The organism is Dyadobacter psychrophilus, assembly GCF_900167945.1.
GTDB classification, from domain to species: Bacteria; Bacteroidota; Bacteroidia; order Cytophagales; family Spirosomataceae; genus Dyadobacter; species Dyadobacter psychrophilus.
In genome coordinates, this window is the sequence record NZ_FUZA01000002.1 from 447767 (window position 1) to 461750 (window position 13984).

At 45.5% G+C, this 13984-nt stretch carries 11 protein-coding genes; 8 read left to right on the forward strand and 3 right to left on the reverse strand.

The window, feature by feature from the left end; genetic code table 11:
- Positions 1 to 7 precede the first annotated feature (7 nt).
- Together B5X68_RS08960 and B5X68_RS08965 are read left to right on the forward strand one after the other, a co-directional pair.
- Positions 8 to 1189 (forward strand): fibronectin type III domain-containing protein, encoded by a 1182-nt coding sequence (locus B5X68_RS08960; RefSeq protein WP_082214356.1) that lies wholly within the window; start codon positions 8 to 10, stop codon positions 1187 to 1189.
- 20 nt (positions 1190 to 1209) lie between these two features.
- Complete coding sequence (locus tag B5X68_RS08965) at positions 1210 to 2340, forward strand: glycoside hydrolase family 18 protein (RefSeq protein ID WP_082214357.1); 1131 nt, start codon at positions 1210 to 1212, stop codon at positions 2338 to 2340.
- Here B5X68_RS08965 and B5X68_RS08970 read toward each other — a convergent pair.
- Positions 2337 to 5723 (reverse strand): DEAD/DEAH box helicase, encoded by a 3387-nt coding sequence (locus B5X68_RS08970; protein WP_082214358.1) that lies wholly within the window; start codon positions 5721 to 5723, stop codon positions 2337 to 2339. The genes B5X68_RS08965 and B5X68_RS08970 overlap by 4 nt on opposite strands.
- Before the next feature lie 50 nt (positions 5724 to 5773).
- Between B5X68_RS08970 and B5X68_RS08975 the strand changes: the two genes are divergently transcribed.
- The 4 genes from B5X68_RS08975 (at position 5774) to B5X68_RS08990 (ending at position 9797) form a co-directional block, all read left to right on the forward strand.
- The gene (locus B5X68_RS08975; protein ID WP_082214359.1) at positions 5774 to 6217 is read left to right on the forward strand and encodes an RpiB/LacA/LacB family sugar-phosphate isomerase; all 444 of its coding nucleotides are present in this window, start codon (positions 5774 to 5776) and stop codon (positions 6215 to 6217) included.
- Between the two features lie 58 nt (positions 6218 to 6275).
- Entirely contained in the window at positions 6276 to 7100 is an 825-nt protein-coding gene (locus tag B5X68_RS08980; protein ID WP_082214360.1) for a DUF481 domain-containing protein, read from the forward strand.
- Positions 7101 to 7217: 117 nt separating this feature from the next.
- A complete protein-coding gene (locus B5X68_RS08985; protein WP_082214361.1) occupies positions 7218 to 8396 on the forward strand; it encodes a Gfo/Idh/MocA family protein in 1179 nt (392 codons plus the stop codon).
- Between the two features lie 39 nt (positions 8397 to 8435).
- On the forward strand, positions 8436 to 9797 hold the full coding sequence (locus B5X68_RS08990; RefSeq protein WP_082214362.1) for an amidohydrolase family protein: 1362 nt from the start codon (positions 8436 to 8438) through the stop codon (positions 9795 to 9797).
- Between the two features lie 9 nt (positions 9798 to 9806).
- Here the strand turns inward: B5X68_RS08990 and B5X68_RS08995 are convergent, their stop codons facing one another.
- Complete coding sequence (locus B5X68_RS08995; RefSeq protein WP_082214363.1) at positions 9807 to 10649, reverse strand: aldo/keto reductase; 843 nt, start codon at positions 10647 to 10649, stop codon at positions 9807 to 9809.
- A 167-nt stretch (positions 10650 to 10816) separates the two neighbouring features.
- Between B5X68_RS08995 and B5X68_RS09000 the strand changes: the two genes are divergently transcribed.
- Complete coding sequence (locus B5X68_RS09000) at positions 10817 to 11059, forward strand: transcriptional regulator (RefSeq protein WP_082214364.1); 243 nt, start codon at positions 10817 to 10819, stop codon at positions 11057 to 11059.
- Positions 11060 to 11083: 24 nt separating this feature from the next.
- On the opposite strand, the gene B5X68_RS09005 is transcribed toward B5X68_RS09000, so the two are convergent.
- A complete protein-coding gene (locus B5X68_RS09005; protein WP_082214365.1) occupies positions 11084 to 13210 on the reverse strand; it encodes a type IA DNA topoisomerase in 2127 nt (708 codons plus the stop codon).
- A gap of 493 nt (positions 13211 to 13703) precedes the next feature.
- On the opposite strand from B5X68_RS09005, the gene B5X68_RS09010 reads away from it, so the two are divergent.
- Complete coding sequence (locus tag B5X68_RS09010) at positions 13704 to 13961, forward strand: hypothetical protein (protein WP_082214366.1); 258 nt, start codon at positions 13704 to 13706, stop codon at positions 13959 to 13961.
- Positions 13962 to 13984 lie beyond the last annotated feature (23 nt).

Genomic DNA, 13984 nt, shown 5'->3' on the forward strand with positions numbered 1-13984 from the left:
TTAATGTATGGAGTTTATTTATACCAAAAGTTTTTGCCTGCGTTCCATTTTTATCATTGTCCTTTTGCTTTGTCAATCGGCAGCGGAGGCTGTGGTGATTCCTAAAGCGCCGTCGGCGCTGACAGCGACAGCAATATCCGCCACGCAGATAAATCTGGCCTGGATGGACAATGCCCTGGATGAAACGGGTTTCGAGCTGGAAAGGTCAGTGGACGGTTTGAAATTTGTGAAAGTTGCTGACCTGGGCATTAACATCAAGACATTTGCAAATACAGGGCTTACGGCTTCCACCAAATATTGGTACAGGATCCTTGCCAAGAATACAGCCGGGAAGTCCGCATACAGCAACATTGTAAGTGCAAACACCTTCCTGATTGCTCCAAATGCGCCAAAAAACCTCGCTGCTGTATCCGTTTCAACTGTTCAGATTAACATTAGCTGGGAGGATAACGCCTTGAATGAGAGTGGCTTTCAGTTGGAGCGGTCATTGAATGGGACCGTTTTTACCAAAATTGCCGACCTCGGCGCCAACATTAAAACGTATCAAAACACCGGCCTCAATCCTGCGACCGAATATTATTACCGTGTTCGCGCAGTGAATGCCACAGGCGCTTCGGCATATAGCAATGTAGGTTCAGCGACGACAGACAACATTCCTGTGCCCGATATGCCTGTGAATTTCTCTGCTGTGCCCATTGCCCCGGATATTGTTCAGCTACGCTGGGCAGCCGTTTCTGCAAATACCAGAGAAGTGATAATCGAACGTTCCAAAGGTGTCACCATGCAGTTTGCACAAATCGGGAAAGTCGCAGCTAACGTGCTGCAATTCCAGGACACTGATTCACTTGCTAAAACGGATTATTATTATCGGATCAAAGCAGTGAATGCAGGCGGAAGTTCACCATACAGCCTTATATCAATTGTTCTGGCAAACTCCATAATCACAGCAAATGAGCCGTTACCAAATGGTCCGATCATTTACACCGTGGAAAAAACGCTTATTGTTGAACTAAACAAACAAACGTCGGCGCAGTTGCAACTTTATGATGTAAATGGCAAAAGGCAGTTAGATACTAAAATAGGCGCATCATTCCGGGCAGATCTTGCTCGCCTTAGCCCGGGAATCTATATTGTCCGGATACTCACTGACAAGGAAGTAATATCTCACAAAATAGTGCTTTTTGACTAGTATCTCCTAAATTCAAAACCATGAAATTCTGTAAGAACCTTTTGCTGCCGGCATTCGCGCTGGCTGTACTTTGCTCTGCCAATACCTGGGCTCAAAAAAAGAAAAAATACGTTGTTAATGCTTATGTAGGTGGTTTTCGCGGGTTAGTGAAAACAGAGGAAATTGACGTTGATAAATTGACACATATCAATTACGCCTTCGTAAATGTGCAGGACAGCCTTGCCGTGCTGACCAATCTGGCGACGGACTCAACGAATTTCCGCAAGCTCAATGAAATGAAGGCTTTAAAAAATCCCGATCTTAAGATCCTTATTTCCATAGGTGGCTGGGCATGGAGCGAAAATTTTTCAGACGCAGTTTTAACCGAAACTTCCCGCAGACAATTTGCCAGATCAAGCGTTGACATTGTGCGCCAGTTCAATCTGGACGGTGTTGACATTGACTGGGAATATCCTGCCATGCGGGGCGAAGAAGGCAACATTTTCCGGCCCGAAGACAAACGGAATTTTACCTTAATGTTCAAGGCAATCCGCGAGGAGCTGGACATTCTGGAAAAGGAAAAAAGCCGTGATTACCAGCTCACGACCGCAGTAGGCGGCTCAAAATCCTTTGTCGACAACACCGAAATGGGCCTCGCGCAGCAATATCTTGATTACGTTTTCATCATGACCTACGACTACGGCGGCAAGAACGGAACCGTAGGACATCATACTAATTTGTACGATTACGGCGACATTCCGGATGGTTCGTCGGCGGATCGCTCCGTGAAAAATTTCATAGCCGCAGGCGTTCCGGCAAGCAAAATTGTGCTGGGTGCAGCATTTTACGGCAAAGGCTGGGAAGCTGAATCCAGTAAGAACAACGGGCTGGGAGAGAAGCGCGTAAAAGCGGTTCAGGGAGGCGGTTACACCAAGCTGAAAGACACTTTGATCAATCAGAATGGTTATAAAAAGTTTTACGACAAAAAAGCAAAAGCACCCTATCTGTTCAATGATTCCACCAAAGTCCTGATCACTTACGAGGACGAAAAGTCTATTAAGGGAAAATGTAAGTATATCAAAAAAAACAACTTAGCCGGGATCTTTTTCTGGGAATATTTCAGCGATCCAAAGGAATATCTGATCACAGAAATCAGCAAAGATCTGGACTAACTGACCAAACTCAGCAAATCATTCTTCGTTAACGTTTTCAAAACGGAAGCATCGGTTTTAACCAGATCGTCGGCCAGGTCTTTTTTGGATTCCTGCAATTCGAGAATTTTTTCTTCAATCGTCCCGGGGCAGATCAGCCTGACGGCAATCACGTTTTTCTTTTGCCCGATCCTGTAACTCCGGTCAATCGCTTGATTTTCAACGGCTGGGTTCCACCACGGATCGATCAGATAGACATAATCCGCTTCTGTAAGATTAAGCCCTGTTCCGCCTGCTTTCAAGCTGATCAGGAACACCCGGACTTCGGCATTATTCTGAAAGCTTTCAACCCTTGCAGCGCGGTCTTTCGTTTGACCTGCCAAATATTCAAATTTAATTCCGCGCGTAACAAGCTCATTTTTAATAAGATCGAGCATGGTTACAAACTGCGAGAACACCAGGATCTTATGCTGCGGCGACTTGCTTTCGATCTGTTCCAGAAGCGTCTCGATCTTGGAGGAAGCATTGCCGTAATAAAGATGGTCGTTCAGCAGGGCAGGCGAATTGCAGATCTGCCGGAGCTTCGTAAGGCCTTGCAGCACGTGCAGGCTTTCCCGCGCAATGTCGCCCTCGTTTCTGGTGTTCAAAAAAGTATAAAATTCCAGCTCGTAAGCATTGTAAACTTTCCGTTGCTCCTCGCCCATTTCGCAATAAATGACCATTTCGGTCTTATCCGGAAGCTCGGTAGCAACTTGCTTTTTAGTCCGCCTCAAAATGAAAGGGTCAATTCTCTTCTGCAATTCCCTGGCTCTGTCAGTGTCTTTAAAGCGGTCGATCGGCATGGAGAAGTGGTTTCTGAACTGTGTTTTGTTGCCCAGTAAACCCGGACAGGCAAAGGAAAGCTGTCCGTAGAGATCAAATGTATTGTTCTCAACAGGTGTTCCGGTCAGCACCAGCTTGTTTCTGGATTGCAACAGTCTGGCGGCCTTATAGCGCTGTGATTCAGGGTTTTTAATGGCTTGTGATTCGTCGAGGACGATGTAGTTGAAATGATATTTTTTCAGAAAATTCACATCCGACAGTAATGTTCCGTACGAGGTGAGAATAACCTCGTAATTGTCGAAATCCGCGGTGGTCTTCATCCGGTCCGCGCCATAAATAGTCAACACTTTTAACGATGGGGCAAACTTTTCAATTTCTGCCAGCCAGTTAAAAATAAGCGAAGTAGGAACGATGATCAGGTTGGTGTTTTGAACCTGTTTTTCTCTTTGGGACAATATGAATGCGATGACTTGCAGCGTTTTACCCAGTCCCATGTCATCCGCAAGACAACCTCCGAAGCCAAATTCATCCAGAAAATTCAGCCAGTTCAAACCTTGTTTTTGGTATTCACGCAAAGATGCATTCAGGTTGGCTGGGACTGTCACGGATTCAATGGATTCAAAATCTGCAAAACGCGACTTGTAGAAAGCGATCTGCTCCTTCACTTCCATGCTAAGGGCCTCTGCATCATACATTTCGCTCACCGAAGCGAAGTTCATTTTTGAAGTCTGGATTGTTTCGCCTACAACTTCTCCGGCCTCGAAAAATTTCGCAAATTTCTCAATCCACTCGTCCGGCAAAATGCCCTGTGTTCCGTCATCCAGCTGCACATATTTACTCCGGTTTTTTACCGCCTTATGCAGGTTTTTTAATGTAACTTTTTGATTTCCAAACTTTACACCGGCCGTTGTGTTAAACCAATTGATCCCGCTAATGACGTTCACCGACACTTGCGCACGATTCGGATTCAGACGCATTTTTGTGAGTTTATCAAAACCCAGAACAGTGATTTTCTGATCCCGCCACTCTTCGAATGTGTTAAGAAACCAAGATTCGCTGAGGAAACGTTCTTTGTATAAATAGAAAAACTCTCGACCCAGTTGATCTTCGAAATCAGGATGTTGACGGATAATGGCGCCTGCAAAACGCAGTTCTTCACTTTCATCCCTTTGCACTGTAAATGGGTTTCCGTGGCTATCCATAGAGTAAATTTGCTTTTGCGAAAATACCGGAACTTCCACGGCGCCATATTTTATCACAGGCGTAATCATCACGTAATTCCCGAAATCTTCCAAATAAATGATCTTCTCATTTTCCAGATCAAAACCTTGTTCTTCCCTTTGGGCCGGCGTTGCCGGTTTCAGATAGGAATAAGTGATCCGGATTTTAGATTCCAGTTTTGCCAGCAGATTTTGCCTGAATTCCTCAAATTTTGAATTGTGAATGATGATTTTCTGATTGTGCTGACTAAAAAATTCTACCGTTTTCAAAATGTCCTCATTGTCGATCAGATGCAGGGAATCCAGATAGAGTACAAAATAATCGTAACGCATTTTGACCTTTTCGAGGTCAAGCGAGACGCCATTTAAGCTTAGTTGCCCCGAAATCTGGAAAAAAGGATCTTTGCGGTCGATGGTCAAATGCATATCCACGGGCGATTTTGCAAGCTTCACCAAAACGAGGGAAGCTGCGCTGACATTTTCCGAGATAAGCGGATTGTGGTAAAAGAAATCAAGTTTATCCGGATTCTTGACAATGCTTTTTAAGCCTGCTAGATCTGTTTCGAGCTGCTTTTTGCGGAAATTATTTTGAAAGGAGGCAACGGCTGTGTAAAACTTGATAATGTCCGCATCCTGCGTTTTCCAGATGGCGTCCAGCGGATTTAGCAATGTCAGCGGGTTTTTGAGCTTGCCTTCCCGCGTAGTTCCCGCCTCGTACATTTCAAGGTAAAAGTGCTCATAATATTTGTGTTGCCCGATAATGACAATTGTTTTGCTATTTTCCGCCTGCACCTTGGCGCCGGGAATGTCAATGACTGGTTTATTGATCCATTGGTTTTCTAAAAATGAAACGGAAGTGGCGTTGAGAGGAATCAACTCTTTCATCTTCGGCTTGATTTCCAATTCTTTATTGGTATAAAACAGCTGAAAGTATACGTCCGGGTCTGCTTCATTTTCTAACCCATAATCCTTTGCAACGACTTTAATCTTCTCAAATCTCAGCTTTTTATCGAAGAATGCGCGCAGGTCTTTTCTATTGTTAAGATTATATAAAACCTGAATCTGATGCTCGCAAAGCCTCTTTTTGGGCTTGCCACATTCACAATAAATTGTAAGCGAATGGCTGTTTTGCTTTGCTACAACCTTATAATGATCCGTTAATGCTGCGGAAATTCTGAAAGAAGCATAATCAATATCTATTTCGTGGGGCTGAATGTCAAAGAACCCTCTCCGGTCTGTCGCCGGAAGTTCAGCGCTGTTTTGCAGGATGTGTGTGGTAGTTAAATCGGTCAGATTAAAATCCTGAAAGACGAAGTTGTGAGCTGGCTGGTTTTCTGCGTCGGCAGGGGCATTCTTTTTCATATGGCAAATTAATGAACTATTTTGCACATTCATTTTAAATCATTCTCAACATGGAAATCGGACTTGCTGCTGACCACGGCGGATACGAACTGAAAGAGTTCTTAAAGGCATATTTAATGGGAAAAGGACATCATATAACGGATTTTGGGGCATATCAATTGGATTCCAAAGACGATTATCCCGACTTCGTGATTCCTCTTGCGCAAGCTGTTGTCCGTAAGGAGATTGAACGTGGCATTGCGGTTTGCGGAAGTGGTGTGGGTGCCTCGGTAGCAGCCAACAAGATCTCCGGCGTGCGTGCGGCGTTGATTAATGACCACTTTTCGGCACACCAGGGTGTGGAAGATGATGACCTTAATTTGCTATGCCTGGGCGGCCGCGTTACGGGAAATATGGCTGCGCAGGAACTGGCAGAATCATTTCTGAATGCGCGTTTTACGGGCGAGGAAAGGCATATGCGCAGGCTGGGAAAGGTAAAGGCGCTGGAAAAATGAGGGTAGATTTCTTGATGGAAGAGTCTGTTTTGGCATTATTATTTTGCAAAAAATGCCAATGAGAAAATTGACTTACCGCCACATTTCAAAGCTTACCGCTTTCTTTTTGTTCAATTCGACGCTTTTCGTTTACGCGCAGCAGCCTTCTTCGGATACGCTCCGGACTTCCCTTGCAGATTCGGCAACCGTAAAACAAGACAGCGTTATTACATTGCCACCACCGCTGATCGATACGGTCCGTTACCGGTTTATCGGCGATGGTAACTTTGCCCGGGGGAATGTGAACCGTAGTTTGGTTGTGCTTCGCGCCGAGCTTACATTCAGCGGGCCGGTGATCAACATTGCCACAAACCCGCGTTTTACTTACGGAAAACAAAGTGGTATTCTCGCCGAACGCGACAGTTATGTCGACCTTTTTGTTGATGTTTTCAAAAAGCGGAGAACTTACGTTTTCGGGCTTGGAGCGTTGGAAACAAGCAATCTGCGGCGTATCGATTTGCGTCAAATGGCGGGAGCCGGAGTGGGTTATCGGGTTGTGAAAACCAAAACCAATGATCTGAGCCTTACCAATGCGATTTTATATGAATCCACAAATTTCCAGGAAATAGCCACGGTAAGCACCATTCGTAACTCATTTCGGGTTAAGGGCAAACATTCGATGATCCAGGACAAGATCCGTATCAATCACCTCACGTTCCTTCAACCGGCTTTGAATGACTTTTCCAACCTGCGTTGGAATACGATCATTTCTTTCGAACTGCCTTTAAACAAGTGGGTTACATTGCGCACGAGCTTCGAAAACTCTTATGAAAGTGTTGTAGAAGCCACAAGAAAACGTAACGATTCGCGGATTACATTCGGGGTTTCTGTCGGAAATAAATAATAGCGCCGTTATCCTTGGCTTGTAAGGGAAAATCGCTGATAATCATGTCCATGGTTGCGGTACATTATATCTGCATAAAATGTGCTTTATATATAATCACAACTTTCCAATCTTGACATGAAAGAATCAGACGATAACCGCCGCCAGTTTATCAGGAGCTCAGTAAGCACAGCTGCCGGGTTAATGTTGCTGCCCGGACTGGCCGATACAGCTTCGGCTTCTACGCTGGTGCGTCACACGCAGGCGCGCCCAGTGAAGGAAACATTTACACGTGTGCTTCCACCGAGAATCAAATTTTCTGTGATTGGAATGAATCACGGCCATATTTACGGTCAGGTAGAAGCGGTTACGCGAGGTGGCGGCGAGCTGGTTTCATTTTATGCCAAAGAAGAAGATCTGGCGGCTGCATTTGCCAAGCGTTATCCGCAGGCTAAGCAGGCCAAAAGCGAAGCCGAAATATTGGATGACAAATCCATCCAGCTCATTCTTAGCTCCGGCATTCCGGATGAACGGGCGCCGCTCGGGATCCGTGTCATGAAAAGCGGGAAAGATTATATGGTGGACAAACCCGGCATTACGACGCTAGAACAGCTCGCGCAAGTCCGGAAAGTGCAGAAAGAAACCAAGCGTATCTATTCGATTATGTACAGTGAGCGGCTCGAAAATCGCGCGACCATCAAGGCCGGTGAATTGATCAAAGAAGGCGTGATCGGGAAAGTGGTGCAGACCATCGGCCTGGGCCCGCACCGTATGACGCCCAAGTCCCGTCCTGAATGGTTTTTCGACAAAAAGCGCTTCGGTGGCATTATTTGCGACATTGCATCCCACCAGTTTGACCAATTCCTGTTTTTCACCGGCTCTACAAAAGCTGAAATTGTTGCTTCTCAGGTTGGCAATGTCAATCACCCGCAATATCCTCAGTTTGAAGATTTTGGTGACACTATGTTAAGAGGCAACGGCGGCGCAGGCTACATCCGTGTGGACTGGTTCACGCCCGACGGCCTCAAATCATGGGGAGACGGCCGCCTGACAGTCTTGGGCACCGAAGGTTTTATTGAAATTCGTAAAAACGTTGATATTGGCGGCAGGGAAGGAGGAAACCACCTTTTTGTAGTCAATAATAAGGAAACACAATATGTTGATTGCAGCCAGGTAGAATTGCCTTATGGCCGCCAACTCGTAGACGACGTCCTGAACAGAACCGAAACCGCCATGTCGCAGGAACATTGCTTCCTGGCCACCGAGCTCGCATTGAAAGCACAAAAGAACGCACAAAATGTAGCGGCGCTGAGCTGAACCGTTTTAGTTAAGCATTCAAACCAACCACATAAGATCATGAAACCTAACTTATTTCTGATTTTAGGCGTGATGCTGGCGCCCCACGCATTTGCGCAGGCGCCTGTTAGCAATGCGGATCGTGAGATTGTTTTCAAATCCGTGCATGTGATTCCGATGGATCGGGAGTCGGTTTTGAGGGATCAGACTGTGGTGGTGAAGAATGGGAAAATAACGGCACTGGGGCAGGGATCCCAGGTGAAATATGCCAGTAATGCGCTGGTAGTGGATGCAAAAGGCAAATATCTGACGCCTGGCTGGTCGGAAATGCATGCGCATGTGCCTGCGGTAGAGGATTTGGCCCCTATGAAGGATGTTTTGACATTATATCTGGCCAATGGCATTACGACCATCCGCGGCATGTTGGGCAATGCCAAGCATCTTGAATTGCGCGAGAAAGTGCGATCTGGCGAAATCCTTGGTCCCAACTTTTACACGACCGGACCGGCTTTCAGCGGCCAAACGGTGAAAACGGCCCAAAGAGGCATTGAATTGGTAAAAGAGGAAAAAGCAGCAGGTTACGATTATCTGAAACTGCTTCCCGGCCTGACCAAAGAAACATTTCCCGGCATTGCTAAAACATCGAAGGAGCTGGGAATCCCAATGGTCGGTCACGTTTCATTTGCCGTCGGCGTGTGGATGGCTATTGACGCCGGTTATTCGTCTATTGATCATTTGGACGGTTTTGTAGAAGCCATTACCCCCGGAATCGACACACTGGCTGAGCAGGAAACCGGCCTTTTCGGCACGTGGATCGCATATTCTGCCGATACGACCAAAATTCCAAAACTAATAGCCGCGCTGAAAGCAAAAAACATTCGCGTGGTGCCGACGCAGGCCATTGCCGAGCGCTGGCTTTCGCCGCTTCCCGCGAGTGCTTATGAGAAAGACCTTGAGCTGAAATATCTGAAACCGGAGGAGATCAAAAACTGGATGAATGCCAAAAACAGCTACAATAACAATCCTAAATTTAATAAAGAACGTGCGGAAGCTTTTGTAAACATCCGCCGAAAATTGATTCTGGCTTGTCAGAAAGGCGGTGTGGAGTTGCTGCTGGGCTGTGATGCCCCTCAGGTTTTAAATGTGCCTGGTTTTGCCACGCATCATGAATTGAAGTATCTTACCGAGGCGGGTTTGACGCCATATGAGGCGTTGAAAACAGGGACGGTTAATGTGGCAAGTTATCTCAACAAAACCGATTCAGGAACGATCAAAACCGGCAATGTTTCTGATTTGGTGCTCCTGAGCGGGAATCCGCTGGAAGACATCAGCCAAACCAGAAACATTGAAGGTGTTATGATCGGCACAAAATGGTTACCCAAAGCTTTCATTCAAAGTGAATTGAAAAAGCTCGAAAAGTAGCGGGCGATTCTATTTCGATAATGCTGCAAAATCCTCATAGGACAAGGTGATGTTTGCTGCACCCATATTTTCTTTTAAATGTTCCAGCGAGCTTGTTCCAGGGATAAGCAGAATGTGCGGCGCGCGCTTCAGGAGCCAGGCCAATGCGATCTGAGACGTCGTAGCGCCATGCTTTTCAGCGATCTGTGCAATTTTTGCCTGCAACTTGTTCGGGCCTGACGCCAGCGGATACCAGGGAATGAAAGCCATGCCCTGCTGTTCGGTGTAATCCACCACCTCCTCCCATTTCCGGTCGTCAAGATTGTAGAGGTTTTGTACCGAAACAATTTTTACCACTTTTTCAGCGCGTTTAATTTGTTCAGTATCAACTTCCGAAAGTCCAACATAACGAATTTTACCAGCTTCCACCGCTTCTACAACCGGAGCAAGTGTTTCTTCAACCGGAAACTTCGGGTCAAAACGGTGCAGTTGCCAAAGGTCGATTTTCTCTACTTTCAGGCGTTTTAAGCTTCCGTCAATAGCCTCGCGGATGTGTTTTGGGTCGCCGTTAGTCACCCATTGATTTGGCCCCGTGCGGTCAAATCCGCCTTTTGTGGCGATTAATAAATCCAACGGATATGGGTGCAGCGCATCTGCAATCAGGACTTCGTTGGTATGCGGGCCATAGGAATCAGCGGTATCAATGAAGTTTACGCCAGCTTCTACCGCCGCTTTTAAAACTTTTTTCGCATTTTCACGGTCAGGCGCATCGCCCCAGACGCCTTTGCCTGTAAGCTGCATACCGCCGTAACCCAATCTGTTTATTTCAATTTCCCCGCCAACGCGGAATGTGTCTGCAATTGCTGTGCTCATGATTAGTGATTTGTTAAAGGTTATTGAACATTAACCCGCAGTTCAGGAATTTGATTCGCGGCGTGGGAATGTTCTTGATTTGTTAATCAACAAGGTCACAAATGTCAGGCCAACGCATAATTTGGCACAGTTTTGTTCCTTACTATTGAAACCAATGTTCTCGAAAAATGGAAACCACAGTTTACGAAGATCAGGCGAAAGCGCTGATCGCTGAAATGAAACAATTAATTGAAGCTAAGGGAATTAATAATGGAAATGCGCTGGAAGAGGCCGGGTTGAGCCGCGAAATCGCAGATAGGATCTTCAAGGGTGAGCAACTGCCCAGTTTATCGGAATTTCTGGCGCTATGCCAGATTTCAGGGATATCGTTCCAGTTGCCGACAGTTGAGACGCCCAATACGCCCATGTAGGTTTAGTTAAAAGAAACTTTGATCTTAACCAACCTCAAAGTTGAAATCTCCGTTCATGATTAACTTTGCGTCTGTGGTTTCGGGGTTTCCGGGGATTTGCAACCCCTTTATTTTGGCCGTTTTACCTTTGCTCAGCAAATCGTAAACATGCTTGTCGCTGAGCTTTTTGCCCAAAAATTCAAACGGGATTTTAAAGCCGCAAGCGCTGAAATTAGAACAGCCATAAGCAGCTTTTCCTCTTTTTAGCAACTGTTCCTTGCATTTGGGGCAGGTAAGGGATTCAATATTGATCTCTTCCTTTGGCTCTTTTGGCTTGGCCGGCCGTTTCTCCTTTTCTTCTTTCAGGACCTCAATCGGAGCTTCTTCGGCAATGCTGATGGCCCTGCCACGGTTGTTTTTAACTTCGTTTGTCAACTCCACAACCATTTGAATGAGTTCCTGCTTGAATGTTTCCATGGAATAGTCACCCTTTTCGATCAGGCGCAGCTTTCTTTCCCAGTTACCCGTTAATTCCGCGCTTTTTAGCAATTCATTCTGGATCGTATCAATGAGATCCATGCCGGTTTGTGTAGCGAAAATATTCTTCTTTTTCTTTTCAATGTAACGCCTTTTGAAAAGCGTTTCAATAATGTTTGCCCGCGTTGAAGGCCTGCCTATGCCGTTGTCTTTTAACAACTCACGCATTTCTTCGTCTTCCACCTGCTTTCCTGCCGTTTCCATGGCCCGTAACAATGTGGCTTCCGTATACGCTTTTGGTGGTGTAGTTTTTCCCTGATGGACACGCGGCTCATGCGGACCTCTTTCGCCCACCTCGAAGTTGGGCATCAGCTTTTCCTCCTCCGCAGCTTCCTTTTTTGCGCTCGCATCATTGGCATACACAGCCCGCCAGCCCGGTTCGAGAATCTGCTTTCCTGTCGCTTTAAATTCCACTTGTCCAACTTTACCCAAAACCGTTGTGTTGGAAACCTTACATTCCGGATAAAAGGCAGCAATAAACCGGCGGACAATCAGATCATAAATGCGTTTTTCGTCCTGGCTAATGTGGTTAGGAAGCACGCCGGTTGGGATAATGGCATGGTGATCGGTTACTTTTTTATCATCAAAAACCGTTTTCGATTTCGGAATTGGTTTTTCTAAAAGCGGCGCCGTGTATTGGGCGTAGTAGGTGAGCTCCCTTAAAATGCCTTCAATTTTGGGATGCAAATCCTCCGAAAGATAAGTCGTGTCAACTCTTGGGTAAGTGACAAACTTCTTTTCGTAAAGGTTTTGAATGTGTTTCAATGTGTCCTCAGCGGAATAGCCGTACTTTTTGTTGGCTTCCACTTGCAGGGAAGTCAGGTCGAAAAGGCGTGGGTTTCCTTCTTTTCCTTCCTTTTTTTCGAATGAGGTTATTTCAAAATCGTGCAGCAGGAGATAAGCGAGGCCTTTGTTAGCCTTTTCCTCATTTCTGATGCGATCAATGGTCGCAGTGAATTCTGTTTCCCGGTAAATGGTTTTCAGCTCCCAGTATTCTTCGGAAACAAATGCATTGATCTCCTTTTGTCGCTGTACTATGAGTGCAAGCGTAGGCGTTTGCACGCGACCAATGCTCAGCACCACTTTTCCCTGACCGAATTTTTTGGTGAAAAGCCGGGTCGCATTCATGCCCAGCAGCCAGTCGCCGATGGCGCGCGCGCTGCCGGCCGCATATAAGTTGTTGTAAAGGGCACTGTCTTTGAGTTTTTCAAAGCCTTCGCGGATGGCTTGTTCGGTAAGTGAAGATATCCAGAGGCGCTTAACCGGCACGGCACATTTTGCTTTCAACAAAACCCAGCGCTGTATCAGCTCGCCTTCCTGGCCCGCATCCCCGCAGTTGATGACTTCCTCACATTTGCTGACCAAACTTTCGATCACCGCAAATTGCTTCATCGCACCAGCATTGTCTATCAGCTTGATACCAAAATTGGAAGGGATCATTGGCAGATCTTCCAGCCGCCACGATTTCCAGCGTTCTGTGTAGTCGTGGGGTTCTTTTAAAGTACAGAAATGCCCGAATGTCCACGTTACCTGATAACCGTTTCCTTCGTAATAACCATCCTTGCGCTGATTGGCCCCGATAATTCCGGCAATGTCCTTGGCTACACTTGGCTTTTCAGCAATACACACTTTCATAGGTGCAAACTTACTCGATTGGCCTGCAAAGTTTATAAAAACAGCCGAAAAACTGACCGAATAATCAATCGCCTAAAAATATTTCAAATTTTTTTCAAAATATTTTTTCGAAGCAGGCAGGATTTGGGGGAAAATTTGGCAAAAATCCCTATTGATATAATGCACTCCAAATTTTATTTTGAATGTTAATACAATTGCCAAATTGTATCTCAGTATTTAAAATAGGATTGTTCTAAGATTGACCAAACACCTTGTCGAACGAAATTAAGTTAAGTCATAAATTTGAGATTTCAGTTACTTTTCAATTTATAATCTTTGAATAATACTATATTTTTCACTCGTTAAGTGACACTGGTAAGCGTATTTTTAGCGCATTTCAACCAAATATTATAAAGCTTAATGTTTGCCTGAACGTTTGTATTCAGAATATTGTAGTATATTTGTACTCGAAATAACAACAGAAACAAAAAAGAAAACGTAAACACTATTAACGATGAAAAATACAAAAAACTTGTTCGTAGCAGCCTTGATGGCCATGACATTCGCAACTTACGCTAACGCTAATACTACTGCATATACAGTTGAAGAAAAAGTAAAGGTTACAGGATTAAGCAAAGCACTTCCAGCTTCACTTCCAGTTTTGGAGAGTCCAGCGCCCCAGAAGGCAAAAAATTCGGTTGACACCAACAATCACAGTGCATCACAAAAAGCAGCTATCGTAGGTCTACAATTGAAGAGCACTACGAAGTAATTGAAATCAGCCTTAGTTTAAGA

Excerpts from the sequence above, each read along its gene's own strand:
- B5X68_RS08960 (WP_082214356.1), top strand. The coding sequence starts at position 8 with ATGGAGTTTATTTATACCAAAAGTTTTTGCCTGCGTTCCATTTTTATC.
- B5X68_RS08965 (WP_082214357.1), top strand. The coding sequence starts at position 1,210 with ATGAAATTCTGTAAGAACCTTTTGCTGCCGGCATTCGCGCTGGCTGTA.
- B5X68_RS08970 (WP_082214358.1), bottom strand. The coding sequence starts at position 5,723 with ATGAAAAAGAATGCCCCTGCCGACGCAGAAAACCAGCCAGCTCACAAC.
- B5X68_RS08975 (WP_082214359.1), top strand. The coding sequence starts at position 5,774 with ATGGAAATCGGACTTGCTGCTGACCACGGCGGATACGAACTGAAAGAG.
- B5X68_RS08980 (WP_082214360.1), top strand. The coding sequence starts at position 6,276 with ATGAGAAAATTGACTTACCGCCACATTTCAAAGCTTACCGCTTTCTTT.
- B5X68_RS08985 (WP_082214361.1), top strand. The coding sequence starts at position 7,218 with ATGAAAGAATCAGACGATAACCGCCGCCAGTTTATCAGGAGCTCAGTA.
- B5X68_RS08990 (WP_082214362.1), top strand. The coding sequence starts at position 8,436 with ATGAAACCTAACTTATTTCTGATTTTAGGCGTGATGCTGGCGCCCCAC.
- B5X68_RS08995 (WP_082214363.1), bottom strand. The coding sequence starts at position 10,649 with ATGAGCACAGCAATTGCAGACACATTCCGCGTTGGCGGGGAAATTGAA.
- B5X68_RS09000 (WP_082214364.1), top strand. The coding sequence starts at position 10,817 with ATGGAAACCACAGTTTACGAAGATCAGGCGAAAGCGCTGATCGCTGAA.
- B5X68_RS09005 (WP_082214365.1), bottom strand. The coding sequence starts at position 13,210 with ATGAAAGTGTGTATTGCTGAAAAGCCAAGTGTAGCCAAGGACATTGCC.
- B5X68_RS09010 (WP_082214366.1), top strand. The coding sequence starts at position 13,704 with ATGAAAAATACAAAAAACTTGTTCGTAGCAGCCTTGATGGCCATGACA.